This window comes from Blautia schinkii (genome assembly GCF_013304825.1).
In the GTDB taxonomy this organism is placed as follows: domain Bacteria; phylum Bacillota; class Clostridia; order Lachnospirales; family Lachnospiraceae; genus Blautia_A; species Blautia_A schinkii_B.
Window position 1 is genome coordinate 1 of sequence record NZ_JAAWUO010000017.1, and the last position, 26,988, is coordinate 26,988.

Below are 26,988 nucleotides of genomic sequence, written 5' to 3' on the forward strand. Positions count from 1 at the left end.
GAATAGTCCCTTATAGGGACAGAGCAAGCCACCCGCTAAGCGGGTGGTCTTGACTTACATGCTGTGAGACTACAGATAATGTATATCCGGGGCACAGGATCATATGAAAAACTGCGTAGTGAGACGGATGGAGTGAGTCCGGTTGACTAGACAGCTTTCGAATGGCGGGAGTGTGGTCTGCGGCGTTTGTGCAGGGCAAAATGGAAGGATACGCTATTGGCGTTATCACCGGCAGAAAATAATGATACAACAGGAAAGGGGCAAATTTATGGGCGGAATTTTCGGAGCATGTAATGCGATATCGGATTATTTGCACACTTTAAATATGGGATCGACGCTGTTTCGGCTGATCCTTGCGATGTTTCTTGGATGTCTGATCGGTATTGACCGTGGAATGAAGAAGCGTGTGGCAGGTGTGAAAACACACATGATCGTCTGTATGGGGGCAACCCTGGTTATGATGACGGGCGATTTTATCCATGTATATTCTAATGGGGCAGGGATCGGAGATACTGCACGACTTGGCGCACAGGTTGTCAGCGGGATTGGTTTTCTTGGCGTGGGAACGATTATCGTGACCGGGCAGAGACATGTTTCAGGTCTTACAACGGCAGCCAGCCTCTGGACATCCGCATGTATCGGACTGGCTGTGGGGATCGGCTTTTACAGCGGTGCGATCTTTACCACGCTGGGACTTATTCTGGTGTTCAAATATGCGAAATATATAGAGGTTTATGTGGAAGAGCATTCCAATACCTATGACGTATATATGGAGTTTGAAAATGAAGACAAGATGAGTATGGTCATAAAGAAGCTTCGGGAAGAGGACATCATGATCTCCAATGTAGTTATCATCAAAAAGAGATCCAAAACACAGAGCGTGGTGATTCAGGCAACAATGGAGGCTGCCAAATGGAAAGCACGTCATACTGTATTTCGCGAAGTAAGGCAGCAGGAAGGGGTTATTTCTGTAGAGGAAATATGATCGGGAATACAATGAAACTTATCATGTTTTTGATGAAGTTAAGAGTATGTTAAAGAAAAAACGATATATTTCACAAAAAAATGTACTTGAAATATGGAAAATAGTCTGATATAATAAACACAAAGTGAAGAAGGAATCTGATTCAGCTTGCTGAATACAGAGAATGCCATTGAGAACAGAGACCGGCATGAAGACACATGGATAAATGTGTTTTTGTGCCGGCTATTTTTATGCACAAGTGTTAATGTTTCAAAAGGATTACAAGGGTTACAAGGGTTACGGCATAAAAATAATGGCATATTCGCTTGAAAGATTGCTGTTCGTAAGCAGTACTCCTCGCAGGATATTTACCTGCGGACGGCAATGCTTGTGTTGCAACGGATATTCTGCTGTTTCCGGCGCAGAGAAAGCCGGGGACAGTTCAGAAGATCCGCAAACAGGAAAGGAGAAACAGATCTATGTATGATGTGATCATTATCGGAGCAGGAGTTTCCGGAGCGGCAGCGGCGAGAGAGCTTTCAAGATATCGGCTGAAAATCTGCGTTCTGGAGCGAGAAGAGGATGTATGCTGTGGAACTTCCAAGGCAAACAGCGGAATCGCTCATTCCGGTTATGATGCAGAACCGGGAAGCCTTATGGCGGAACTGAATGTGAAGGGCAGCAATATGATGGGACAGCTTTCGAAGGAACTGGATTTTCCTTTTAAACAGACTGGTTCATTGACTGTCTGTACGACTGAGAATGGAATCGCCATGCTGCATAAGCTGCGTGAAAGAGGAATGAAAAACGGAGTAGAGGGACTGAGGATCCTTGACAGAGAAGAAGCACTTGCCATGGAGCCGAATCTGTCTGATCAGGTGCTGGCAGCGCTGTATGCACCGACATCCGGAATTGTCTGTCCCTTTGAGCTGAACATTGCAATGGCAGAGAATGCATATAACAATGGCGTGGAATTTAAATTTGACACAGAAGTAAAGCACATCCGAAAACAGGAAAAAGGTTTTGTTGTGGAAACCTCAAAGGGTGATTTTGAGACAGGCTGTATCGTCAATGCTGCCGGGGTCTATGCGGATGTTTTTCATAATATGGTAAGTGAGAAAAAACTGCATATCACTCCTCGTAGGGGTGAGTATATGCTTCTTGATAAAAGTGCAGGAACACATGTGAATCATACGATCTTTGCGCTTCCGAACAAGAGCGGAAAAGGAGTTCTGGTAACACAGACTGTCCATGGAAACATTCTGATCGGGCCTACAGCTACGGATCTGGAGGATCGGGAGGAAACAGCGACTACATCAGAGGGGATGGAGGAAGTAAGTGCCAAATCCCGCAAAACAGTAAAGGATATTCCACTGCGGAAGGTGATCACAAGCTTTGCAGGGCTTCGAGCTATCGAGGACGGTATGGATTTTGTGATAGGAGAGGTGGAGGATGCTCCCGGATTTATCGATTGTGCAGGAATCGCATCCCCGGGACTTACCAGCTCACCGGCCATTGGCTGTATGGTTGCTGACATAGTAAAAGAAAAATTACATCCGGAAGTAAATCCGGATTTTGATCCGGTGAGAAAAGGGATCCTGGATCCGTCAGAGCTTTCTCTGGAAGAAAGAAATGAGCTGATCAAAAGATCACCGGAATATGGAAATATCATCTGTAGATGTGAGATGATCTCTGAGGGAGAGATCCTGGATGCGATCCGAAGACCTCTTGGAGCGAAATCCCTGGATGGAGTAAAACGTCGTACAAGAGCAGGAATGGGAAGATGTCAGTCAGGCTTCTGTTCTCCCAGAACAATGGAGATCCTCAGCCGAGAGCTTGGCATTTCCATGGAGGAGATCACAAAAACAGGCGGAGCTTCCAGACTGATCGAAGGAACCAACAAGAAAATTGCAGAGGAGGGCGAGAACCATGAATGATAAGATTATGGTGAAGAGAGATATCGTGATCATAGGCGGAGGCCCTGCAGGACTGGCAGCAGCCCTGGCTGCAAAGAAAGAGGGAGCAGAGAGTATCCTGATCCTGGAACGTGATAAGGAACTGGGCGGGATCCTGAATCAGTGTATCCATAATGGATTTGGCCTTCATACATTTCAGGAGGAGCTGACAGGACCGGAATATGCGGCACGTTTTATCCGGATGGTAAAAGAGCAGCAGATCGAGTACCGGCTGAACACCATGGTCATGGATATCAGCCAGGATAAGGTGATCACTGCCATGAGCTGCCAGGAGGGAATGTATCAGATCCGGGCAAAAGCTGTGATCCTTGCCATGGGCTGCAGAGAGAGACCGCGAGGCGCACTGAACATTCCGGGATATCGACCGGCAGGCATTTATTCAGCAGGAACAGCACAGCGCCTTGTAAACATGGAAGGATTTATGCCGGGGAAAAAAGTAGTGATCCTGGGATCCGGTGATATCGGACTGATCATGGCCAGACGTATGACACTGGAAGGGGCAGAGGTTAAGGCTGTGGCAGAGCTGATGCCATATTCCGGAGGCCTGAAGCGAAATATCGTGCAGTGCCTGGATGATTTCGGGATCCCGTTGAAGCTTAGCCATACAGTGGTTGACATAAAAGGAAAAGAGCGTGTGGAAGGAATCACTCTTGCAGAGGTAGATGAAAACAGACGTCCGATTCCTGGTACAGAGGAATTTTTTGAATGCGATACGCTTCTTCTTTCTGTTGGACTGATCCCGGAGAATGAGCTTTCCGGCCAGGCAGGTGTGAAGCTGAGCAATGTGACTTCCGGACCGGTAGTAAACGAAAGTCTGGAGACAAATGTAGAAGGTATTTTTGCTTGCGGAAATGTTCTTCATGTTCACGATCTGGTAGATTTTGTGTCAGAGGAAGCAGGCAATGCAGGAAGAAATGCGGCTCTCTATATAAACAACAATGGAGAGGAAAGAATACCGGAAGAGATAAAGATCACACTTTCTCCCCAAAACGGAGTCCGCTACACAGTGCCATCTGAGATCCGTATCTGTCATATGGCGGAGGAGCAGCTGGTCCGCTTCCGTGTGGGAAATGTATATAAAAATTGTTACATCCGGGCATATCTGGATGGAGAACGGATCTTTTCCAGAAAGAAACAGGTGGCAGCGCCCGGAGAGATGGAACAGATCAAACTGAAAAAAGAGCAGCTTCTTTCCATTCTGGAAGGAAAACAGAAACAGGATAAACATGAACTTGTGATCCAGGTGGAGGAGTGATAAAAATGGAAAAAAGGAATCTTACTTGTATCGGATGCCCCATGGGATGCGCCCTTCTGGTGGAAATGAATGGAAAAGAGATCGTTTCCGTCACAGGAAATACCTGTAAAAAAGGTGCGGAATATGCAGTGAAGGAAGTGACAGATCCAACCAGGATCGTGACAACGACCGTGCGTGTGAAGAATGGAAACATGCCGGTGGTGTCAGTAAAGACGGCACAGGATATTCCAAAAGGAAAGATTTTTGACTGTGTGGATGCACTGAGGGACGTATGTATGGAAGCACCGGTTCAGATCGGAGATGTGATCCTGGAGAATGTAGCAGGTACAGGCGTGGATATCGTGGCTACAGGAAATGTGAAGCAGATCATACAGTGATCTGCAAAGGATATATATGGCGATCTGTATGCTTATAATATGTCAGCCCTCAGGCAGACAAAGCGAATAAAATAAACCTGAAAAGGCGTTTTTATCGCTTTGTTTGCCACGAAATAAAATATACAAAATGCACAAAAAATAATAAGAAGAAAAAGAATAATTAATTAAAAAGCAACAAAAAAACATAAAAAAACAGACGAAAAATGTTGAAAATAAATAAATACTATGATATAATCAGAAATATGAATTAGCAAAAATGCTAACAACGATGTAATGCATTGAATGGAGGATGATTAGAATGAAAGTATTTGGACATCGTGGTTTCAGCGGAGAATATCCGGAGAATACAATGCTGGCGTTTCAGAAAGCTGTGGAGGCTGGATGCGAGGGAATTGAACTTGATGTACAGCTGACCAAGGATCTGGTTCCGGTGATCATGCACGATGAGAAGGTTGACCGTACCACAGATGGAAGCGGATATATCTATGATCTTACATATGATGAACTGTGTAAACTGGATTGCAGCTATCCGGATAAATTTGCCGGAAAATTCGGCAGACTTCAGATCCCGACTCTGAGAGAGTATTTGGAATGGATGGCTGAGGAAGAAGATCTGATCACCAACATTGAGCTGAAGAACAGTGTTTATTATTATGGTGGTATGGAAGAGAAAGTGATCGACATGATCTGTGAATACGGACTGGAGGATCGGATAATTCTTTCTTCCTTTAATAATGCTTCCATCGTACTGTGCAGACAGAGCGATGAAACCATTGCAGGTGGTTTTCTGGTAGATAAATATGTGGACAATGCAGGCGTTTATGCGAGAAATTGTGATGTTCAGTATTATCATCCGAATCTGAAATATCTGGAAGAAGAGCATGTACGCAGCTGTTCACAGAACGGCATTGGGGTAAATGTCTGGACTGTAAATGAGGAAGAGGATATGAGAAGGATGAAGAAATGGGGAGTAAACTCCATTATCACCAATTATCCGGACAGAGGAAGAGCAGTGGCAGATGAGGATTGACACTGCGATGTAAAGACACTTTCTGTGAGGTACATACAGGAGGCAGGCTGAATTTGAACGCAGATCGCGAAGCGACTGCGTTCATGAGCAAGTAGCGAAGCGGATTGCGAATGTCCGCTTTACTGCAGGTTGTGTTTACATCTCCGGCAGGAGGGGGTCCTGCTGCAGATCTATATAAGTAAAATAAAAAAACTATAATAATGTATATGGAGGGGTTTTTACAATGGAGAAAGAAACAAGACCTTTTATTTCCTGGCAGCTTGCAGACGATTTTATGACTGCAGTATTTGAGAAAATGGGAGTTCCGACGGAGGATGCAAGACTTTGCTCTGACGTACTTCTGGAAAGTGACAGACGTGGAATTGAGAGCCATGGCTGCAACCGTTTCAAACCGATCTATATCGACCGTATCAAATCCGGAATCTTAAATCCTGTAACAAAGATCGATATTCTTAAAGAGACACCAACAACTGCAGTTCTTGATGCTAACGATGGTATGGGAATGGTAGCCAGCAAGAAGGCTATGGACATGTGTATTGAAAAAGCACATAAATACGGCATGGGTATGGTTGCAGTCCGTAACTCTTCCCATTATGGAATCGCAGGATATTGGACAGGTCTCGCAGCAAAAGAGAATATGATCGGTATCAGCGGTACCAACGCAAGACCATCCGTTGCACCGACATTTGGTGTTGAAAATATGCTTGGAACCAACCCATTAACATTTAGTATGCCTACAGATGAGCCGTTCCCATTTACACTGGACTGTGCAACATCTGTTATCCAGAATGGCAAGATCGAATACTACGCACGTATCAACCATGATACTCCTAAGGGTCTTGTTATTTCCAGAGAAGGAGAGGAGCTTACAGACAGTGCGGAGATCCTTAAGAAGATCAGAAGCCAGCAGGCAGCACTTGCTCCTCTCGGTGGATTTGGTGAGACAACCGGAGGATATAAGGGATACGGATACTCTACTGTTGTTGAGATCCTTTCCGCAGCTCTTCAGTCCGGTCTCTTCCTGAAAGCTCTGGATGGTAAGGATGAGGAAGGAAAGATTCGTCCATATCATCTTGGACATTTCTTTATTGCTATCGATACAGAGGCATTTATGGGTGCAGAGGCATTCAAGAAAACATGCGGTGATATCCTGAGAGACCTGAGAGGCTCCGAGAAGGCTCCTGGACAGGAACGTATCTACACAGCAGGCGAGAAGGAATATGATGTATGGATGTATCGTAAGGATAAGGGAGTTCCGGTGACAGAGGCAGTTCAGAAAGAGTTTATCGGACTTCGCGATGAATTCGGACTTACACAGTTCAAATTCCCGTTTGAGAAATGATGTATCTGCAGAAGGGAAGTCCATAGGGGCTTCCCTTCTTTTGCCAGAGAAGAAGATTGTCTGAGAATTGTAATACAGCCGGAAATAAAACAGATATATTTGGCAAATGTGTCTGGTCTTTGAAGCAATAAACTGATACAATAAGAATAATATCTTCAAACAATGCGCGGAGATAGGATGATATTGTGTGAACATTGCGGAGGAAGAGAGAAGATGAACAAAGAATTTCTGGACGCGATCGAGGCGAACCCGATCATAGCGGCTGTAAAGGATGAACAGGGACTTCAGAACTGTCTGGGCAGAGAGGAGCTTACCGTGATCTTTATCCTGTATGGAGATATCCGTTCTATTGGGGGAATTGTGGAGCGGATCCACCAGGCGGGGAAGATCGCGATGGCACATATAGACCTGATCACAGGTTTAAGCTCAAAAGAGGTTTCTGTGGATTATATTTGCAAAAATATCCACGCAGATGGGATCATTTCAACAAAAGCATCCATGATCAACAGGGCGAAGAAGCTTGGAATGTATACAGTTCTGCGCTTTTTCCTTATTGATTCCATGGCGATCAAGAATATTGAGAATCTGGGAAATCAGCATGAGCAGCTGCCGGATGTGGTGGAGGTTCTGCCGGGACTGATGCCGAAGATTCTTAAACAGATATGTAAAACAAGCAAGGTGCCTGTGATCGCAGGTGGTTTGATCTCCGATAAGGAGGATGTGATGGGAGCCCTGGGTGCGGGGGCAGCAGCGGTTTCCACTACAAATCAGAAGGTATGGGAATTATGAGGCTGCAGAGGTATTGAACTGCAGCTAAGAAGTGTATTGGAGGATTTTTATATGGCAAAATATGTTATGGCGCTGGATTCCGGAACCACCAGCAACCGCTGTATTCTTTTTGATGAAAACGGAAGGATCCGCAGTGTGGCGCAGAAGGAGTTTATCCAGCATTTTCCAAAACCGGGATGGGTGGAGCATGATGCAGGTGAGATCTGGTCCACACAGCTTTCTGTTGCCAGAGAGGCAATGAATCAGATCGAGGCGACGGCGGAAGATATTGCAGCGATTGGTATTACAAATCAGAGAGAAACTACCATTGTGTGGAATAAGAATACGGGGCAGCCTGTGTATCACGCAATCGTATGGCAGTGCAGAAGAACTTCTGAGTACTGTGACAGCCTGAAAGCAAAAGGTCTGGAGGAGAAATTCCGTCAGAAAACAGGTCTTGTTATTGATGCTTATTTTTCTGCAACAAAGGTAAAATGGATACTGGATAATGTAGAAGGTGCAAGAGAAAGAGCAGAGAACGGAGAGCTGCTTTTTGGCACGGTAGAGACATGGCTGATCTGGAAACTGACCAAGGGAGCTGTCCATGTGACAGATTATTCCAATGCGTCCAGAACCATGATGTTCAATATCAATACTCTGGAATGGGATGATGAGATCCTTGAAGAACTTGATATCCCGAAATGTATGCTTCCTCAGGTGAAAGAATCCAGTGAGATCTACGGGGAAACAGATCCGTCATTTTTCGGCGGAAAGATTCCTGTGGCTGGTGCCGCAGGAGATCAGCAGGCGGCGTTGTTCGGACAGGCCTGTTTTGAGAAAGGTGAGACTAAGAATACGTACGGAACCGGCGGCTTCCTTCTGATGAATGCAGGTGACAAGCCGGTATTTTCCAGGAATGGTCTTGTTACAACCATCGGATGGGGGCTGAACGGCAAGGTTACATATGTTCTTGAAGGCTCTGTATTTGTGGCTGGTGCTGCGATCCAGTGGCTCCGTGATGAGCTTCATCTTGTAGATTCTGCATCCGATACTGAGTATTTTGCAGGAAAAGTGCCGGATGCCAACGGCTGCTATGTAGTACCTGCATTTACAGGGCTTGGTGCTCCTTACTGGGATCAGTATGCACGTGGAACTATCGTGGGTCTGACCCGTGGCGTAAATAAGTATCATATTGTGCGTGCAACTTTGGAATCACTTGCATATCAGGTCAATGATGTGCTGGAGGTTATGAAGGAAGATGCAGGAAGTGACCTTGCAGTTCTTCGTGTGGACGGCGGAGCAAGTGCAAACAACCTTCTCCTGCAGATTCAGGCCAATATCAGTAATGTGGCTGTAGAACGTCCGGAATGTATTGAGACAACTGCTCTTGGTGCCGCATATCTTGCAGGTCTTGCTGTGGGATTCTGGGAAAGCAAGGAGGCAGTACTGGAAAGCCGTGATGTGGAACGTATTTTCCGCACGGAGATCGATGACGAGAAGCGAAATGCCATGGTAAAAGGCTGGAGAGCTGCAGTAGGCTGCTCCAGAGACTGGATCAAAAAGATCCGGTAAAAGATAAAAAAGAAAAGTCATGCAGCGGGACCGGATGAAAATGTCCTGTGCATGGCTTTTTGCGTTTCCGGAATGTCACAGACAGACCGGCATAGTAAGCGATCGCGGAACAGATCCGCCGGAGCTTACAGAGTGGCCAGATCGATCCTGTAATCGTCGGAACCTTCTCCGTCAGCAGTGTAGTAAGCTGCTCTTTCTTCTGCATTTACATAGATGTGGAGCTCTTTGCCTTTCAGGCCCTTTGCTTCTGCATCTTTCTTAACAGCTGCTTCAAGGTCTGCAACTGTGATGGATGTCTCAAAAATTTCAAGTGTGATGCCGCTGATCTTATGATTTTTTACAGTGTTTTTGACTTCTTCTACTACTTCTGGTGCCTTGGCTGCTACAGTCTCTGTTGCCTTTTTGACTGCTTTAACGGTTTTTTCAGCTGCAGGTGTTTTTTCAATCTTTTCTACAGTTGATTTCACGGTAGCTTTGGCCTTGGTGGTTGCGCTCTTCAGGTTGCTTGTTCTGCTGTTTCTTCTTTTTTCCATAATGGAACACTCCCTTCCGCATATTTCGCTGACAGAACGGATCTGCCGGAATATGTACCTGTTTACAGTATCATGAATCCGGTGGAAAGTCAAATTTTTGCTTGGGTGTTGCATTTCCGGCAGTTGTCGTATAAACTGGATTACAGAGAAAATCAGACAGGGGTACAGAGATTGAAGAATATTCAGGAAGATATTAAAACAGGAAAATTTAAGCAGGCATATCTCCTTTACGGTGAGGAAGCCTATCTGAAACAGCAATATAAAAGAAATCTGGTGAAGGCTCTGAACCCGGACGATGATACCATGAATTTTACCAGATATGAGGGGAAGGGGATCGATGTCCGGGAGCTTTTGAGTCTTTGTGATACCATGCCCTTTTTTGCAGAGCGAAGAGTAGTCCTTCTTGAGGATACGGGATTCTTTAAGAACAAATGTGAGGAACTGGCAGATTATATGAAAGCTCTGCCTGATTATCTGTATCTGGTGTTCTGCGAGTCTGAAGTAGATAAGAGAAGCCGTATGTACAAGGCGATAAAAGCCTGCGGCAGCATCGGGGAATTTAAACAGCAGGATGAAAAGACTCTTATGCGGTGGGCAGCAGGAATCCTTGGAAAAAATGGCCGCAGGATCACCCAGAGAGATGTGGAGCTTCTGCTGACCATGACGGGAACAGATATGGGAAATATAAGGATGGAGCTGGAAAAGCTGATCTCCTATACGGTCGGAAGAGATGTTGTGACGGCTGCAGATATCCAGGCTGTCTGTACCACGCAGACAACCAATAAGATCTTTGATATGGTGCGTGCGGTGACGGAGAAGAACCAGAAGCGGGCCCTGGATCTGTACTATGACCTTCTGACTCTTCGGGAACCGCCGATGCGGATATTGTTTCTTTTGGCGAAACAGTTTCGTCAGATCTGCCTGACCAAGAAAATGTCACAGGAGGGTCTTTCTCAAACCGAGATCGCTTCCAAACTGGGAGTACCCTCTTTTGTTGTGCGGAACCTGGCATCCTGTGCCAGATCCTACACTGTGGAAGAGCTGGAGAATGCTGTGCGGGATTTTGTGGATGCGGAAGAGGCGGTAAAGACAGGTACACTTGGAGATGTGCTCAGCGTGGAGCTTCTGATCGTGAAGTACAGCTCGGCGAGAGCAGTGAGAGCCTGAGTTTTACGGAGACGGGTTCTGCCACAGGGTCGCTCCGTTGTCCCTGAGCCATTTTTCGCAGGCTTTATACTCCGGCATCACAGATGCCACCACTGCATAAAAGGCAGGGGAATGATTCATTTCTTTTCTGTGGGAAAGTTCGTGTACTACAACATAATCCAGGACTTTTTCCGGGGCGAAGATCAGCCGCCAGTTGAAGTTCAGGTTTCCTTCGCTGGTGCAGCTTCCCCAGCGGGTTTTTTGTTCCCGGATCGTGATACGGCCGTAGGTTACGCCCATTTTTCTGGCGTAGGCTGCGGTTTTTCTTTTGAATATTTTTCTGGCGGATTCCATATAATAACTGCGGCGGAATTCCGAAAGAGGCGGGTTTTCAGCCTGGGGCTGTGCCGGCTCAGTGGCAGCGTGTGAGAGATGCTCCAGGATCCAGCTTTCTTTCTGTGAGAGAAAACGATGGATGGTGGAATCTGGCATTGTGTGTGGAGCGCGGACAGTTACCTGACCGGAAACGCTGACCTGGATCGCCAGGGTTTTCCGGCTGCTGCGGATAATGTGGTAGGGAAAGGGATGGGATATCATAAAAAACTCCTTTGGGTCAATGCAGAAATCTATATACAAAAAAGACAGTCGCTGACGGTTCGACTGTCTTTCCTTTTACTTATAAGCTTATAACTAAAATATTCCGTTGTCTATTACGCAATGCTGTTGACAGCTTTGGAAAGACGGGAAATTTTTCTGGCGCAGTTATTTTTGTGGTAAACGCCCTTGGATGTAGCTTTGCTGATTGTGGAGATTGCGTCCTTAAGAGCAACCTCTGCAGCTGCCTTATCCTTATTCTCAACTGCTGTCTCAACTTTCTTAATGGAAGTCTTAACTGCAGAACGGATTGCTTTGTTTCTTGCAGCCTTAGTTCTGTTAACTAAGATTCTCTTCTTTGCGGATTTAATGTTAGCCAATTCGTACACCTCCGATTCCTAAAAATATAATATAAAAAATTACATTCACAGGAACAGACACGGGCGCTCCTATGAAACATGCTTATATATATTATTATACGTGTGCGGAAATGTCAAGATGTTTTTTACGGAAATCTCAAAAATATGACAAAAAAACACCAAATGCTGTGGGTGATATGAGAAATGATACATATTTATGGGAAAACGAGGGAAGAATAAGACAGAAATACAGTAATGTTCGCGGATAGATAGCGGACGATTGAAATTTATCAGGAGAAGAGGAGAGCTTATGGCAGGAAGGAACAGGATCAGGACGGATCTGGCACTTGAGGCAACAGAGCGTTTCAAAGAGGAAAACGTGGAAGTTCATGGAGTGGAGGTTCGGGAAAAGTACGACAAGGAGAAAGATGTGCGGACTACGGTTGTTCGGATCACAACGGAAAATGGTGCGAAGACTATGGGAAAGCCCCAGGGAACGTATATTACCATCGAGGCTCCGGATCTTTCCGTGCCGGATGAGGATTATCACAGGGAGATTTCAGAGGAGGTAGCGCATCACTTAAAAGAACTGATTGATTTCAGTCAGCAGCAGTCTGTACTTGTGGTAGGACTGGGAAATCAGGACATCACAGCAGATTCCCTTGGTCCCCGGGCAGTGGAAAATATTCATATGACAAGGCATGTGATCCGGGAGTATGGTCTGAAATCCTGTTCTCATATGAAAATGCACCAGATCAGCGGAATTGTTCCAGGTGTGATGGCGCAGACTGGAATGGAGACACTGGAGATTGTCCAGGGGGTTGTAGCAGAGACAAAACCGGATGTGGTGATTGCGATTGATGCGCTGGCTGCCAGAAGTACGGCGAGGCTGAACCGGACTATCCAGATTACAGATACAGGGATCAGTCCGGGATCCGGTGTGGGAAATCACAGAGAGGGCTTAAACGAAGAGAATCTGTCCGTAAGGGTAATAGGAATCGGGGTGCCTACAGTGGTAGATGCAGCTACCATCGTTCATGATTCCATGGCAAATCTTCTGGATGCACTGGAGGAAGAGGAACAGAAGGAATTTCTGGAAGAAATGATTTCTCCAAAGCTTTATACCATGTTTGTGACTCCAAAGGATGTGGATGAGACTGTCAAGTATTTGAGCTTTACGATTTCAGAGGGACTGAACCTGGCATTTTCTGATAGTCTAATCAGAGAGGACATGTCATAAAATACCATAAGAGGTGATCGTTAGTGACGAATATCCAGAGGGCATTCTGCGTGGTTTTGAGCCTGATCTTTCTTTGTGTGGTAGCCGCGCTTCCGGGAGATTTTTTCAGGCATGGAGAGGTTTACAGGTCTCTGCCGCTGTACTGCTTTCTGGAAAAGAAGGCTTTGCAGGAGGAAAACGGCAGAGACCTGGAAACGGAGATGCTTTTGCAGGAAAAAAATGCAGAGCATCTGGGGGAAGAAGTAGCAGCCGAGAACCGGAGAGAGCAGGAGGAACTTCTGATGGCAGAGGCGGAGAAAGATGCTGCGGACAGTCGGGATGAGGGACAAGAAGAGACGCGGGCCGAGAAGGACAAAATTGTGGATGAAAGCAAGAGTGGTGTGGAAGAGAAAGAAGAGAAAGAAGAGAAAGAAGAGCAGGAAGAGCAAGAAACCGTGGCACTGCCTCATCCTCAGATCGATTTATCTCAGGCGAAACTGGCTGATTTTGATTATGTGATGAACCATTTTTTTATCCTGGATTCCAATACGGAAACCAATGCCGGGCAGATCAGCGGGACAAGATTCCTGGAAGAAGATATGTCCATTAAACAGGATTCATCTGTACCCCAGATTCTGATCTACCACACCCATTCCCAGGAGACTTTTTCCGATTCAAGGGAAGGTGAAACGGAAGATACCATAGTGGGAGTGGGAAATTATCTCACAGATATTCTGGAAAAAAATTACGGCTACAAGGTGATTCATGTAACGGATGCGTTCGATATCATGGGTGGGGAGCTGGATCGGAGCAAGGCCTACGACTATGCGCGCTCTTCCATAGAAAAAGTTCTGGAGGAAAATCCCACAGTGGAGGTAGTTATTGATCTTCACAGGGATGGAGTGCCGGACGACCGTCATCTGGTAACGGAGATCAATGGAAAACAAACAGCTCAGATTCTTTTTTATAACGGGCTGAGCTATACGGTCAATCAGGGGGCAGTGAGTTATCTTCCAAACCCTTACATAGAAGATAATCTGGCATTTTCTTTCCAGCTGGAATACCAGGCAGCGCAGTATTATCCGCAGTTTTACAGAGGAATTTATCTGGCAGGTCTTCGTTACAACCTCCATTTAAGACCAAGGGCGCTGCTTCTGGAAGCCGGTGCGCAGACAAATACTGTGGAGGAAGTCCGAAATGCAATGGAACCTTTTGCAGATATCTTAAACAGAGTGCTGAAAGGCAGTGACAAAGAAGGATAAAATGTGCTATGATAAGGAGCAGTATGGAAAAATATGCTTTTGCATGATGAATGCAGGAGCTTTGCATGAAAGAAACATAAGGAGGACTTCCTGAATGATAGACCAGAGTAAAATTCGAAATTTTTGTATCATTGCACATATTGACCACGGAAAATCCACGCTTGCAGATCGTATCATCGAGATGACAGGACTTCTCACAGAAAGAGAAATGCAGGCGCAGGTTCTGGATAACATGGAACTTGAGAGAGAGCGTGGAATTACCATCAAGTCCCAGGCTGTTCGTATTGTATACAAGGCCAAAGACGGAAATGAGTACATTTTTAACCTGATCGATACTCCGGGACATGTAGACTTTAACTATGAGGTTTCCCGAAGCCTTGCAGCCTGTGACGGTGCGATTCTTGTTGTAGATGCTGCACAGGGTATAGAGGCCCAGACGCTTGCCAACGTATATATGGCACTGGATCATGACCTGGATGTAGTACCGGTTATCAATAAAATCGATCTTCCAAGTGCAGATCCTGAGCGTGTAATTAATGAGATCGAGGATGTGATCGGAATAGAGGCACAGGATGCACCGCAGATTTCAGCGAAAACAGGATTGAATGTAGATCAGGTTCTGGAACAGATCGTAAATAAAGTTCCGGCACCGCATGGCGATGTGAACGCACCGTTGAAAGCACTGATCTTTGACTCTGTTTATGATCCGTATAAAGGTGTTATCGTATTCTGCCGAATTAAAGATGGCTGTGTGAAGAAGGGTACGAAGATCCACATGATGGCTACCGGATTTACCACAGAGGTTGTTGAAGTGGGATATTTTGGTGCAGGCCAGTTTATTCCGTGTGATGAGCTGACAGCTGGTATGGTTGGATATATCACAGCCAGTATCAAGAATGTCCGTGATACCCGTGTTGGCGATACTGTGACAGATGCAGATAATCCGTGTGCAGAAGCACTGCCAGGATATAAGAAGGTAAATCCGATGGTTTACTGCGGACTTTACCCGGCTGACGGTGCCAAGTACGGCGATCTCCGTGACGCGCTGGAGAAACTGCAGCTTAATGATGCTTCTCTTTATTACGAGCCTGAGACATCTGTTGCCCTGGGATTTGGTTTCCGCTGCGGTTTTCTTGGACTTCTTCATCTGGAGATCATCCAGGAACGTCTGGAGAGAGAGTACAATCTGGATCTTGTAACTACCGCACCGAGTGTTATTTACAAAGTTTACAAGACAAACGGTGAGATCATCGAACTGACCAACCCGACCAACCTTCCCGATCCTTCTGAAATCGAATACATGGAGGAGCCCATGGTCAAGGCTGAGATCATGGTGACAACAGAGTTTATCGGTGCGATCATGGATCTCTGTCAGGAGAGACGTGGTCAGTATGAAGGCATGGAATATATGGAAGAAACACGTGCTCTTCTGAAATACAGACTGCCACTTAACGAGATCATTTACGATTTCTTTGATGCCCTGAAATCACGATCCAGAGGATATGCCTCCCTGGATTATGAGCTGGACGGATATGAGAGAAGCGAGCTTGTGAAGCTGGATATCCTTGTTAATAAGGAAGAGGTGGATGCACTTTCCTTTATCGTACATGCAGATACAGCTTATGAGCGCGGCAGAAAGATGTGCGAGAAGCTGAAAGACGAGATCCCGAGGCAGCTTTTTGAGATTCCGATCCAGGCAGCAATCGGAAGCAAGGTTATTGCCAGAGAGACAGTACGTGCCATGCGTAAAGACGTTCTTGCCAAATGTTACGGCGGCGATATTTCCCGTAAGAAGAAACTTCTTGAGAAACAGAAGGAAGGTAAGAAGCGTATGCGTCAGGTAGGTAACGTGGAAATCCCGCAGAAGGCCTTTATGAGTGTGCTGAAGCTGGACGATAAATAGGAGATGACTTTTTGAAAAAAAATGCAAATAAACTGTTTCTGGTGGCAGGACTTCTGGCTATGTCAGCCGTTCTGCTTACCGGATGCGGTTCCAGAAAAAAAACAGATGCAGTTGACAGTGTGATCAAGATCAGCACAGCTCCGGAACCTACAGCAACACCGGATCCGAAAACTGTGGATCCGGATGCAGTGACAACGAATGGAAATCTGACTATGGTGAATGAATATCTGGCAGAGAATGGAGGGGCAGAACTGGGTTCGGCAGCAGTGACACCGACTCCGGCAGCAGCGGCTTCAGATGGAAGCACCGGTGATTCTGAATCGGATACATCAGGTGCAGATACATCCGATGGAGATAGTACAGATGGTTCTGACAGTGGCGATGGATCGGATAATAGCGGTGATTCCGGATATTCCGATGAAAACGGCGACAACAGCAGCTATGATGATACAGGGGAAGGAGACTATGATGGAGAATAAGGCAAAAAAGCCTCTGGAACTCTATATTCATGTCCCTTTCTGCGTGAAAAAATGTGATTACTGTGATTTTCTCTCAGGTCCTGCGGGAAAAGAACGCCAGGCAGAATATTTCCAGGCCCTTCAGCGGGAAGTGGCGTCTGTCCCTGATTTTCCGGACAGAGAGATCACTACAGTTTTTATTGGCGGAGGAACGCCTTCCGTGCCGGATCCTGCCCTGATCGGGGCGGTTCTGGATCAGATCAGAAATAAGGTTTTTATGGCCCCGGATGCTGAGATCACAATCGAAGCGAATCCGGGGACTTTGTATAAAGAGAAGCTGGAAGACTATCTGGAACATGGAGTTAACCGGCTTAGTCTAGGTCTGCAGTCACCGCAGAACCGGGAACTGAAGATCCTGGGACGGATTCATACATGGGAAGAGTTTCTGGAGAGTTTTTCCCTGGCAAGGGAGGCGGGATTTTCCAATATCAATATTGACCTGATGAGCGCGATCCCGGATCAGACATATGAAGGCTGGGAAAAAAATCTACGCACAGTGGCAGCTCTTGGGCCAGAGCATATTTCTGCCTACAGCCTGATCGTGGAGGAAGGGACACCTTTCTGGGAACGGGACCTGAAGCTTCCGGATGAGGATACAGAATACCGGATGTATGAGGATACGGCAGCGATCCTCGGGGAGTACGGATTTCATCAGTATGAGATCTCCAATTATGCAAAAAAAGGTCTGGAGTGCCGGCATAATAAGGGCTATTGGCAGAGAACAGATTATCTGGGTCTGGGACTTGGGGCATCTTCACTCGTGGATCATATACGTTTTTCCAATACAGATAATATGGAAGAATATATTAAAAACAGCGGACAGCCGGAGAAGATCCGCTGTGATATGGAGCGTCTTGGCGAGGCAGATGAGATGGCTGAGTTCATGTTCCTGGGTCTGCGTATGACGGAAGGCGTGTCAATGGATGTATTTGAGGAATATTTCGGTAAAAAAATAGAAAGTATTTACGGGGATGTGCTGGAAAAATATCTGTCTATCGGAATGCTGGAGAAAAAAGAGAGCAGGATATATCTTACAAGAAAAGGAATTCATGTGAGTAATGGGATAATGGCGGATTTTCTGCTGTGAGGTTCACTGCGAATGACTGATTTGTCGAAAGTTCCAACTTGACGAACGGATGTTCTGATTGTATACTGTAAAAAAGATGTAACCGAACTGCAGAGCGGAATGCAAATATCCGTTTTATAAAGATTTATGCGGTGGGTCAGATTAAGAATATCCGTTTGAACATGGAGATACAGATTAGGAGGTTATCTTAAGTAATCAAATTTATTAACCAACATGATTAAATGTGTTTAAATATACTCAAAGGAGTAAATTGTTATGAACACATCAAATATTACAAATTACAAGCCAAAAGATTTTGCTGAACTGTTAGGTGTATCTGTAAAAACATTACAGCGTTGGGATAGAGAAGGAACTCTAAAAGCAAACCGAACTCCAACTGATAGACGTTATTACACTTATGACCAATATCTGCAATTCAAAGGAATAAATACTGAAGATGACCAACGTCAGGTAGTTATTTATGCCAGGGTATTGTGTTCTCTTGCAGATTGTACGGACTTCGTAAGTATAAAAAACAAATAGAAAGGGATGTGGAAATTGCTAAAGAGCTTCAAGACGGAAATAAATCCGTCAGAGGAACAGAAAGTCAAGATTCATAAGACGATAGGAACCTGTAGATTCATTTATAATTTCTATCTTGCTCATAATAAAGAACTTTACGACAACGGTGAAAAGTTTATGAGTAGTAACAGGTTTAGAGTCTGGCTTAACAATGAATATCTTTCTGAGCATCCAGAGTATTCGTGGATCAAGGAAGCTTATTCAAAAGCAGTAACACAGTCAGTAAATAATGGACAAACTGCTTTTACAAGATTTTTCAATCACGAGAGTGCTTTTCCTAAGTTCAAAAAGAAAGGCAGATCTGATGTAAAGATGTATTTTGTAAAGAATAATCCAAAGGATTGTCGTTGCGAAAGGCATAGAATCAATATTCCGTCACTTGGTTGGGTCCGTATCAAAGAAAAAGGATATATTCCAACAACTAAAGACGGATATGTGATTAAAAGCGGCACGGTCTCAATGAAAGCTGACAGATACTATGTTTCAGTCCTTGTAGAAATTTCCAATAACAAGATTGCTGATAATTCCAATGCAGGAATTGGCATAGACCTAGGATTAAGGGATTTTGCCATTGTTTCTAATGGTAAGACTTATAAGAACATCAACAAGTCAGCAAGACTGAAAAAGCTTGAGAAACAACTTATCCGGGAACAGAGATGTCTCTTCCGTAAGTATGAAAATCTAAAGAAAGGAGAAGTCACTCAAAGGGCGAATATACAAAAACAAAAACTCAAGGTACAGAAACTTCATCATAAGATAGATAATATCCGTACTGATTACATTAACAAGACAGTCGCTGAGATAGTGAAAACCAAGCCATCTTATATAACGATTGAGGACTTAAATGTAAAGGGTATGATGAAGAATCGACATCTTTCAAAAGCAGTTGCATCACAAAAGTTTTATAAATTTAGAACAAAGCTTCAAATTAAATGCAATGAAAATGGGATCGAACTTCGAGTAGTAGACAGATGGTATCCATCATCTAAAACCTGTCACTGCTGTGGCGCTATCAAAAAAGATTTAAAGCTTTCAGATAGAATATTCAAATGCAGTTGCGGTTATGTCGAAGACAGAGATTTCAATGCTGCACTTAATTTGAGAGATGCAATAACTTACGAAGTTGCATAACTAAAATGCAAACGTGAGTATGTACCGAAGGCTATTTTCGGGAATTTACGACTGTGGAGTGTACAGGAACTTGTGAGTAGATATGATTTCGGTCAATCAAAAACATACACGGTGAAGCAGTAAGTAGAACTCGTGAGAGTCTACGTTATCTCGATGTGAGTATATTTACACATATTTTGAGTGGCAGGCACGAATGTCAGCAGAGATAAAAGATAAGAAACATTTTATCAGAATAAGGGGAGCCAATGAGAATAACCTGAAGAATCTCAGTGTGGATATTCCCAGAGACCAGTTTGTAGTTCTTACCGGACTTAGTGGCTCCGGTAAGTCTTCCCTGGCTTTTGATACCATTTATGCAGAAGGACAGAGACGGTATATGGAATCTCTTTCTTCCTATGCGAGGCAGTTCCTTGGCCAGATGGAGAAGCCGGATGTGGAGAGCATTGAGGGACTTCCTCCTGCAATCTCCATTGATCAGAAGTCAACCAACCGGAATCCACGTTCTACAGTGGGAACAGTAACGGAGATTTATGACTATTTCCGACTTTTATATGCCCGTGTGGGAATCCCTCATTGTCCGAAGTGCGGCCGTGAGATCCGCAGGCAGACGGTAGATCAGATGGTAGACCAGATCATGACACTTCCGGAACGTCAGAAGATCCAGCTTCTTGCACCTGTAGTCCGCGGGCGTAAGGGAACTCATGCCAGGCTTCTGGATCAGGCCAGAAGGAGCGGCTATGTGAGGGTGCAGATCGATGGAAGTCTTTATGAGCTTTCCGAAGAGATTAAGCTGGATAAGAATATCAAGCATAATATTGAGATCGTTGTGGACCGGCTGATCGTGAAGCCGGGAATCGAGAAGCGTCTTTCTGATTCTATTGAGACAGTTCTGGAGCTGGCTGACGGGCTTCTTGTTGTAGATACCATGGATGGGAAGCTGCTGAATTTCAGTCAGAGTTTTTCCTGCCCGGACTGCGGCATCAGTATTGATGAGATCGAGCCGCGCAGCTTTTCTTTCAATAATCCATTTGGAGCCTGCCCGCAGTGTCTGGGACTTGGTTATAAGATGGAGTTTGATATTGATCTTATGATTCCGGATAAGAAGCTGAGTATTAATGAGGGTGCTATCGCTGTTATTGGATGGCAGTCCTGTACTACGCAGGGAAGTTTTTCAAGAGCGATCCTGGATGCACTGGCAAGAGAGTATGATTTTTCACTGGATACACCATTCTGTGAATATCCTGAGAAGATACAGGATATTCTGATCAATGGTACAGGTGGTCATTCTGTGAAGGTTTACTATAAGGGACAGCGTGGAGAGGGTGTTTATGATGTGGCTTTTCCTGGCCTGATCCGTAATGTGGAACAGAGATACCGTGAGACCGGTTCTGAGTCTATGAAGCAGGAATATGAGAGCTTTATGCGGATCACTCCATGTAATACATGTAAGGGACAGCGACTGAAGAAGGAGTCCCTGGCCGTTACAGTGGCCGATAAGAATATTTATGAAGTGACTAATATGCCGGTGGAGAAGCTGATGGGATTCTTAAAGGAGATGAAGCTTTCCGAGCAGCAGGAGCTGATTGGTAAGCAGATCCTCAGGGAGATCCGCGCAAGAGTGGGGTTTCTTTCAGAGGTCGGTCTGGAATATCTTTCCCTTGGAAGAGCTACAGGAACGCTTTCCGGTGGAGAGGCCCAGAGAATCCGTCTTGCCACACAGATCGGTTCCGGTCTTGTTGGGGTTGCCTATATCCTGGATGAGCCGAGTATCGGACTTCACCAGAGAGATAATGACAAGCTGCTTGGTGCACTGATGCGTCTTCGTGATCTTGGCAACAGCCTGATCGTAGTAGAGCATGATGAGGACACTATGCGCGCAGCAGATTGCGTGATCGATATCGGTCCGGGAGCGGGAGAGCATGGCGGACAGCTGGTTGCCATGGGTACGGCAGAGGATCTGATGAAGAATGAGAGCTCTGTGACAGGTGCGTACTTAAGCGGACGTCTGAGGATCCCGGTACCGGAAGTGCGTAAAGAGCCAACAGGATTCCTGACCATCAAAGGAGCCTCAGAGAATAATCTGAAGCATATTGATGTGGATATTCCGCTGGGAGTGATGACCTGCATCACAGGTGTTTCCGGTTCCGGTAAGAGTTCGCTGATCAATGAGATTCTGTATAAGAGACTTGCAAGAGATCTGAACAGGGCAAGAGTGATCCCCGGTAAGCATGATGATATCCTGGGAATTGACCAGCTGGACAAGGTGATCAATATTGACCAATCTCCGATTGGAAGAACTCCCCGTTCCAACCCGGCTACTTACACAGGAGTATTTGACCAGATCCGTGATCTTTTTGCAGCGACAGCAGATGCCAAGGCCAGGGGATATAAGAAGGGACGTTTCAGTTTCAATGTGAAGGGCGGAAGATGTGAGGCCTGCAGCGGAGATGGAATCATCAAGATCGAGATGCACTTCCTTCCGGATGTCTATGTGCCATGTGAGGTATGTAAAGGCAAACGTTATAACAGAGAGACCCTTGAGGTGAAATATAAAGATAAGAGTATTTACGATGTGCTCAATATGACAGTGGAAGAGGCACTGACATTTTTTGAGAACGTTCCGTCTATCAAGCGAAAGATTGAGACTTTATACGATGTAGGACTTTCCTATATCCGTCTGGGACAGCCGTCCACCACGCTTTCCGGAGGAGAGGCCCAGCGTATCAAGCTTGCTGCGGAGCTGAGCAAGCGTAGCACAGGAAGGACGATTTACATTCTGGATGAGCCTACGACCGGACTTCATTTTGCAGATGTCCACAAGCTGATCGAGATTCTGCGCCGCCTGTCTGAAGGCGGCAATACAGTTGTTGTGATTGAACACAATCTGGATGTGATCAAGACAGCAGACTATATCATTGATATTGGCCCTGAGGGCGGAGACGGAGGCGGAACCGTGATCGCCAAGGGTACGCCGGAGGAGGTTGCTGCAAGCCCAGTTTCCTATACCGGCAGGTATGTTAAGAAATATCTGAATCAGGAATAGAAAGGAATAGAATCGGAAAGATCAAAGAAATAACCGGGAAAAGTCCTTTTCAATTTGTGCTGTTTTGTATATAATGAAGTGCGAGAACTTTAGTATAAAACAGAACAAGTCAGAAAGTGCGTACCACAGACAGAGTCTGCTGGTGCAGGCGGGAGGATATATGCCGGCAAAAGATATCGGAATCGATCTGGGAACCAGAAACAGTCTGGTGTTTTCCACAGGCAAGGGGATTGTTTTGAGAGAACCTTCTGTGGTCGTTTATGATAAAGATACAGAGAAGATCAGGGCAATCGGAGAAGAAGCCAGACAGATGGCAAGTCATCTTACTTCCAATATGGAGGTGATCTGGCCGATACGAAGAGGTGTGATCGTAGATTATAATGTTATGGAGAAGATGCTGAAGTATTTTATTTCTCAGGCTATGGGGCGGAGAGCGTTCCGCAAACCGAGGGTCAGCATCAGTGTTCCAAGCGGAATTACAGAGATAGAACGTAAGGCAATGGAAGAAGCTGCTTATCAGTCAGGAGCCAGGGAGGTCTTTCTTGTAGAGGAACCTATTGCGGCAGCTATTGGAGCAGGTGTGGATATCACCAAGCCATTTGGTAATCTGATCGTAGATATTGGAGCCGGTACCACAGATGTGGCGGTGATATCCGTTGGAGGAGTGGTAGTTTCCGCATCCATCAAGGTTGCAGGAGATAACTTCAATCACGCGATCATGAATTACGTGAGAGAGAAGCACAGCCTTTTTATTGGAGAGGATGCTGCGGAGAAGATCAAGATCGAGATTGGAACAGCAAGTGAAGAAGCAGATCTTCGGACTATGGAAGTGAAGGGAAGGAATATCATTACAGGACTTCCCAAAGTGGCAACGCTGACTTCTGAAGAGATCCGTACGGCACTTCGTGAGTGCACCGGACAGATCGTAGAGGCAGTACATGGCGTTCTTGAGAAGACACCGCCGGAACTGGCCGCAGATATTATGGATAGAGGAATTGTGCTTACAGGCGGCGGAGCCATGCTTCATGGAATGGACGCACTGATCGAACAGAAGACAGGTGTTAGTACACTGACTGTTCAGGATGCCATGCTGGTAGTAGCCGCCGGAACAGGTAAATATGCGGAGATTATGTCGAGGATGTAACAGAGCGGAATCGTAATGTCTGCGCTACAGCCCGTTTTACTACAGATAAGAGAAGTGATTGCATTTATGAACGTATAGCAGAGCGAAATGTTCACGGATAGAGTTCATATAAGATAAGGCGCTGCAGATGCAGTGCCTTTTGCATTATTATCTGATATGACAGATGGAGAATAAGATGAGTGAAACAGTTACAGGATATATAGATCATGTGATCTTTCGAAATGAAGATAATGGATATACCGTCATGGTGATGAAGGGAACGGAGGATGATTCGGAACTGACCTGCGTGGGAAATTTTCCGGCTCTTACCCAGGGTGCGTCCATAGAAGCAGTGGGAAATTATACAACACACCCGGTTTATGGCAGACAGTTTCAGATTTCTTCTTACACGGAGAAAATGCCGGAAGATGCTCTTGCGATGGAACGTTATCTGGGCTCCGGCGCTGTTAAGGGAATCGGTGCGGCACTTGCTGCAAGGATTGTACGACGTTTCGGAGATGATACCATAAGGATTGTGGAGGAAGAACCGGAACGTCTGGCAGAGATCAAAGGGATCAGCCAGAAAAAAGCAATGGAGATCGCAGAACAGATGACGGAGAAGGCAGATATGCGCCGTGCCATGGTCTTTTTGCAGAAATACGGGATCTCTCTGAATCTGGGAGCAAAGATTTATCAGAAGTACGGGCAGACGTTATACAATGTTCTTCAGGAGAATCCTTATCGTCTGGCTGAGGATATCAGCGGAGTGGGTTTTAAGATTGCAGATGAGATCGCATCCAGAATCGGAATACATACAGATTCAGATTACAGGATCAGAAGTGGTATGTTGTATACTCTCTTACAGGCTTCCGGGGAAGGCCATATCTATCTTCCGAAAGAGGTACTTTTTTCCAGGGCATCGCAGCTTCTGGGGGTGGATCCTTCTTATATGGAAAAGCATCTCATGGATATGGTGGTAGACCGGAAACTGATCATGAAAGAGACAGAAGAAGGTGAGGTTGTTTATCCTACACGCTATTATTATCTGGAACTGAATACAGCGAGAATGCTGAATGAGCTGAATATTCTCTGTCCGGAGGATGAGCAGATGATGGCGAAGCGGATCATCAGGATCGAGAAAGAAACAGGTACAGAGCTGGATGAAATGCAGAGACAGGCGATCATGGCAGCAGCCCAGCATGGACTGTTTATTCTTACAGGAGGACCCGGAACCGGTAAGACAACTACGATTAATGCCATTATCCGTTATTTTGAGGAAGAAGGGGCTGAACTTCGTCTGGCAGCTCCTACCGGCCGTGCAGCCAAGAGAATGACAGAAGCTACAGGCTATGAAGCGCAGACGATCCATCGTCTTCTGGAGCTGAATGGAATGCCGGAGGGAGAGCAGGAAGGCCGTGCAGTTCATTTTGACAGAAATTCAGAGAATCCGCTGGAGGCGGATGTGATCATCATTGATGAGATGTCCATGGTAGATATTGCGCTGATACATTCTCTGCTTCTGGCTGTGACAGCAGGAACCAGGCTGATCCTGGTAGGTGATGAGAATCAGCTTCCGAGTGTAGGACCGGGAAATGTGTTGCGTGATATTATCCGAAGCGGATGTTTTTCTGTTGTGGAATTGAAGAAGATATTCCGCCAGGCTTCCGAGAGCGATATTGTTGTGAATGCACATAAGATCAATCGCGGTGAGCAGGTAACGATCAACAATAAGAGCCGGGATTTCTTTTTTTTGAAAAGATATGATGCAGATATCATCATTCGTGTGGTAATTGCTCTGATTCAGGAGAAACTGCCGCGTTATGTAGAGGCGAAGCCATATGAAATTCAGGTTCTGACGCCTATGCGTAAGGGACTTCTGGGGGTGGAACGACTGAATCAGATCCTGCAGAGATATCTCAACCCGCCGGATGATAAAAAGAAAGAGAAAGAAATCGGACAGAGGCTTTTCCGCGAGGGTGATAAGGTCATGCAGGTGAAGAACAATTACCAGCTGGAGTGGGAGATCCTTGGAAGATATAAGATACCGGTTGATAAAGGTGTAGGTGTTTTTAACGGAGATACCGGCATTATGGAAGAAATCAATGAATTTGCGGAGACAGCCACTGTACAGTTTGAAGATGGCCGCCGTGCAGAGTATTCTTTCAAGCAGCTGGAGGAGCTGGAACTTGCCTATGCTGTTACCATACATAAGTCTCAGGGATCCGAATATCCGGCAGTGATTCTGCCGCTGCTTTCCGGTCCGAGGATGCTGATGAACCGGAATCTTCTCTACACAGCCGTTACCAGGGCAAGGAAATGCGTTACTGTGGTGGGCAGTGAGAATACTTTTGCAGAGATGATCCGCAATGAGAAACAGCAGCAGAGATACAGCTCTCTGGACGTGAGAATACGGGAGATGAATGAAGCAGACGATCAGGAGAGTGCCGTCGGGGAGAAAGGATTTTCTTGAGAAAAACTGCTGAATTTTTACTGGATATGCTTTATCCGAAGAAATGTCCTCTGTGTCATGAGGTGTTGAAAGACAGAAAACAGCTTCTCTGCGGGAAGTGTGCAGAGAAGCTCCACCCCTTTTCCGGTGCACTGTGCATGAAATGCGGGAAACCGGTGAAGCTGGAGGAAGAATATTGCCCGGTCTGCAGAGTGAACGGTCATTATTTTACAGAAGGAAGAAGTATTTTCCCCTATGGAGAGGTATGGCGGCAGTCTCTGGTACGTTTTAAGTATTACGGATGCCGGGAATATGGAGATTTTTACGCAAAAGCCATGAGTATTTATGGAAAAAAATGTCTGGAACGCTGGAAGCCTCAGCTTATTGTGCCGGTGCCGCTTCATCCTGCGAAAAAACGTATGCGCGGATTTAACCAGTCGGCATATCTTGCAGAGAAACTGAGCATAATTACAGGAATCCCCTGGGATGACAGTCTGGTACTTAAAATCCGCAACACAAAATCACAGAAGAAACTGGACGCAGCCCAGAGGCGGAATAATCTTCGGAAAGCATACGAAGTGACACGGGAACTGGAAGGAATCCCTGTGCTGATAACAGACGATGTATACACAACGGGAAGTACTATGGATGCTATGTCCATGTGCCTTTTTGAAGCCGGAGCGCAGGCTGTTTATTTTCTCACAGTATGCGCAGGAAGGCAGTAAAAGAGCCAAAAAATGCTTTTCATAGGTAGGGATATATGCTACAATAAATTT

At 45.7% G+C, this 26,988-nt stretch carries 22 protein-coding genes and 1 pseudogene; 20 read left to right on the top strand and 3 right to left on the bottom strand.

Annotated elements, in window-relative coordinates:
- Window positions 1–268: 268 nt before the first annotated feature.
- The 8 genes from HFM85_RS12820 to glpK all read left to right on the top strand — a co-directional run bounded on the left by HFM85_RS12820 (window position 269) and on the right by glpK (window position 9,284).
- Window positions 269–985 (top strand): MgtC/SapB family protein, encoded by a 717-nt coding sequence (locus HFM85_RS12820; protein WP_173738544.1) that lies wholly within the window; start codon window positions 269–271, stop codon window positions 983–985.
- A 458-nt stretch (window positions 986–1,443) separates the two neighbouring features.
- Window positions 1,444–2,901: an NAD(P)/FAD-dependent oxidoreductase gene (locus tag HFM85_RS12825; protein WP_173738545.1), complete on the top strand. Its 1,458-nt coding sequence runs from the start codon at window positions 1,444–1,446 to the stop codon at window positions 2,899–2,901.
- A gap of 7 nt (window positions 2,902–2,908) precedes the next feature.
- A complete protein-coding gene (locus HFM85_RS12830; RefSeq protein WP_173738608.1) occupies window positions 2,909–4,195 on the top strand; it encodes an NAD(P)/FAD-dependent oxidoreductase in 1,287 nt (428 codons plus the stop codon).
- Window positions 4,196–4,200: 5 nt separating this feature from the next.
- Window positions 4,201–4,572: a DUF1667 domain-containing protein gene (locus tag HFM85_RS12835; protein WP_173738546.1), complete on the top strand. Its 372-nt coding sequence runs from the start codon at window positions 4,201–4,203 to the stop codon at window positions 4,570–4,572.
- A 298-nt stretch (window positions 4,573–4,870) separates the two neighbouring features.
- Window positions 4,871–5,602 (top strand): glycerophosphodiester phosphodiesterase, encoded by a 732-nt coding sequence (locus HFM85_RS12840; protein ID WP_119239169.1) that lies wholly within the window; start codon window positions 4,871–4,873, stop codon window positions 5,600–5,602.
- Window positions 5,603–5,825: 223 nt separating this feature from the next.
- Complete coding sequence (locus HFM85_RS12845) at window positions 5,826–6,944, top strand: Ldh family oxidoreductase (protein ID WP_114002062.1); 1,119 nt, start codon at window positions 5,826–5,828, stop codon at window positions 6,942–6,944.
- A 213-nt stretch (window positions 6,945–7,157) separates the two neighbouring features.
- The gene (locus HFM85_RS12850) at window positions 7,158–7,733 is read left to right on the top strand and encodes a glycerol-3-phosphate responsive antiterminator (RefSeq protein WP_015527444.1); all 576 of its coding nucleotides are present in this window, start codon (window positions 7,158–7,160) and stop codon (window positions 7,731–7,733) included.
- A gap of 51 nt (window positions 7,734–7,784) precedes the next feature.
- Window positions 7,785–9,284 carry a glycerol kinase GlpK gene (glpK, locus tag HFM85_RS12855; protein ID WP_173738547.1) on the top strand — a complete coding sequence of 500 codons (1,500 nt, stop codon included), beginning with the start codon at window positions 7,785–7,787 and terminating at the stop codon, window positions 9,282–9,284.
- Window positions 9,285–9,409: 125 nt separating this feature from the next.
- Here glpK and HFM85_RS12860 read toward each other — a convergent pair whose 3' ends face one another.
- Window positions 9,410–9,817, bottom strand: coding sequence for a DUF6465 family protein (locus tag HFM85_RS12860; RefSeq protein ID WP_021651876.1), 408 nt, complete (start codon window positions 9,815–9,817; stop codon window positions 9,410–9,412).
- 171 nt (window positions 9,818–9,988) lie between these two features.
- On the opposite strand from HFM85_RS12860, the gene holA reads away from it, so the two are divergent.
- On the top strand, window positions 9,989–10,984 hold the full coding sequence (gene holA / locus HFM85_RS12865) for a DNA polymerase III subunit delta (protein WP_173738548.1): 996 nt from the start codon (window positions 9,989–9,991) through the stop codon (window positions 10,982–10,984).
- 3 nt (window positions 10,985–10,987) lie between these two features.
- On the opposite strand, the gene HFM85_RS12870 is transcribed toward holA, so the two are convergent.
- Both HFM85_RS12870 and rpsT read right to left on the bottom strand, forming a co-directional pair.
- A complete protein-coding gene (locus HFM85_RS12870) occupies window positions 10,988–11,560 on the bottom strand; it encodes a M48 family metallopeptidase (RefSeq protein WP_173738549.1) in 573 nt (190 codons plus the stop codon).
- A 113-nt stretch (window positions 11,561–11,673) separates the two neighbouring features.
- Window positions 11,674–11,937 carry a 30S ribosomal protein S20 gene (gene rpsT, locus HFM85_RS12875; RefSeq protein ID WP_021976748.1) on the bottom strand — a complete coding sequence of 88 codons (264 nt, stop codon included), beginning with the start codon at window positions 11,935–11,937 and terminating at the stop codon, window positions 11,674–11,676.
- Window positions 11,938–12,226: 289 nt separating this feature from the next.
- On the opposite strand from rpsT, the gene gpr reads away from it, so the two are divergent.
- The 11 genes and pseudogenes from gpr (at window position 12,227) to HFM85_RS12930 (ending at window position 26,937) form a co-directional block, all read left to right on the top strand.
- The gene (gene gpr / locus HFM85_RS12880; protein WP_173738550.1) at window positions 12,227–13,156 is read left to right on the top strand and encodes a GPR endopeptidase; all 930 of its coding nucleotides are present in this window, start codon (window positions 12,227–12,229) and stop codon (window positions 13,154–13,156) included.
- 23 nt (window positions 13,157–13,179) lie between these two features.
- The gene (locus HFM85_RS12885; protein WP_330594902.1) at window positions 13,180–14,397 is read left to right on the top strand and encodes a stage II sporulation protein P; all 1,218 of its coding nucleotides are present in this window, start codon (window positions 13,180–13,182) and stop codon (window positions 14,395–14,397) included.
- 94 nt (window positions 14,398–14,491) lie between these two features.
- Complete coding sequence (gene lepA / locus HFM85_RS12890) at window positions 14,492–16,300, top strand: translation elongation factor 4 (RefSeq protein WP_173738551.1); 1,809 nt, start codon at window positions 14,492–14,494, stop codon at window positions 16,298–16,300.
- Window positions 16,301–16,311: 11 nt separating this feature from the next.
- Complete coding sequence (locus HFM85_RS12895) at window positions 16,312–16,779, top strand: hypothetical protein (RefSeq protein WP_173738552.1); 468 nt, start codon at window positions 16,312–16,314, stop codon at window positions 16,777–16,779.
- On the top strand, window positions 16,766–17,905 hold the full coding sequence (hemW, locus tag HFM85_RS12900) for a radical SAM family heme chaperone HemW (protein WP_456298182.1): 1,140 nt from the start codon (window positions 16,766–16,768) through the stop codon (window positions 17,903–17,905). Before HFM85_RS12895 ends, hemW begins: the two co-directional genes overlap by 14 nt.
- Before the next feature lie 270 nt (window positions 17,906–18,175).
- Window positions 18,176–18,376, top strand: a pseudogene (locus HFM85_RS12905) (MerR family transcriptional regulator); the annotation flags it as partial.
- A gap of 57 nt (window positions 18,377–18,433) precedes the next feature.
- A complete protein-coding gene (locus HFM85_RS12910; protein WP_173738553.1) occupies window positions 18,434–19,597 on the top strand; it encodes an RNA-guided endonuclease InsQ/TnpB family protein in 1,164 nt (387 codons plus the stop codon).
- 193 nt (window positions 19,598–19,790) lie between these two features.
- A complete protein-coding gene (gene uvrA, locus HFM85_RS12915) occupies window positions 19,791–22,640 on the top strand; it encodes an excinuclease ABC subunit UvrA (protein WP_173738554.1) in 2,850 nt (949 codons plus the stop codon).
- A gap of 160 nt (window positions 22,641–22,800) precedes the next feature.
- Window positions 22,801–23,784 (top strand): rod shape-determining protein, encoded by a 984-nt coding sequence (mreB, locus tag HFM85_RS12920; protein ID WP_173738555.1) that lies wholly within the window; start codon window positions 22,801–22,803, stop codon window positions 23,782–23,784.
- A gap of 175 nt (window positions 23,785–23,959) precedes the next feature.
- On the top strand, window positions 23,960–26,233 hold the full coding sequence (gene recD2 / locus HFM85_RS12925; RefSeq protein ID WP_173738556.1) for an SF1B family DNA helicase RecD2: 2,274 nt from the start codon (window positions 23,960–23,962) through the stop codon (window positions 26,231–26,233).
- A complete protein-coding gene (locus tag HFM85_RS12930) occupies window positions 26,230–26,937 on the top strand; it encodes a ComF family protein (protein ID WP_243251467.1) in 708 nt (235 codons plus the stop codon). The genes recD2 and HFM85_RS12930 overlap by 4 nt, the downstream gene beginning before the upstream one ends.
- The last annotated feature ends 51 nt before the right edge of the window (window positions 26,938–26,988 follow it).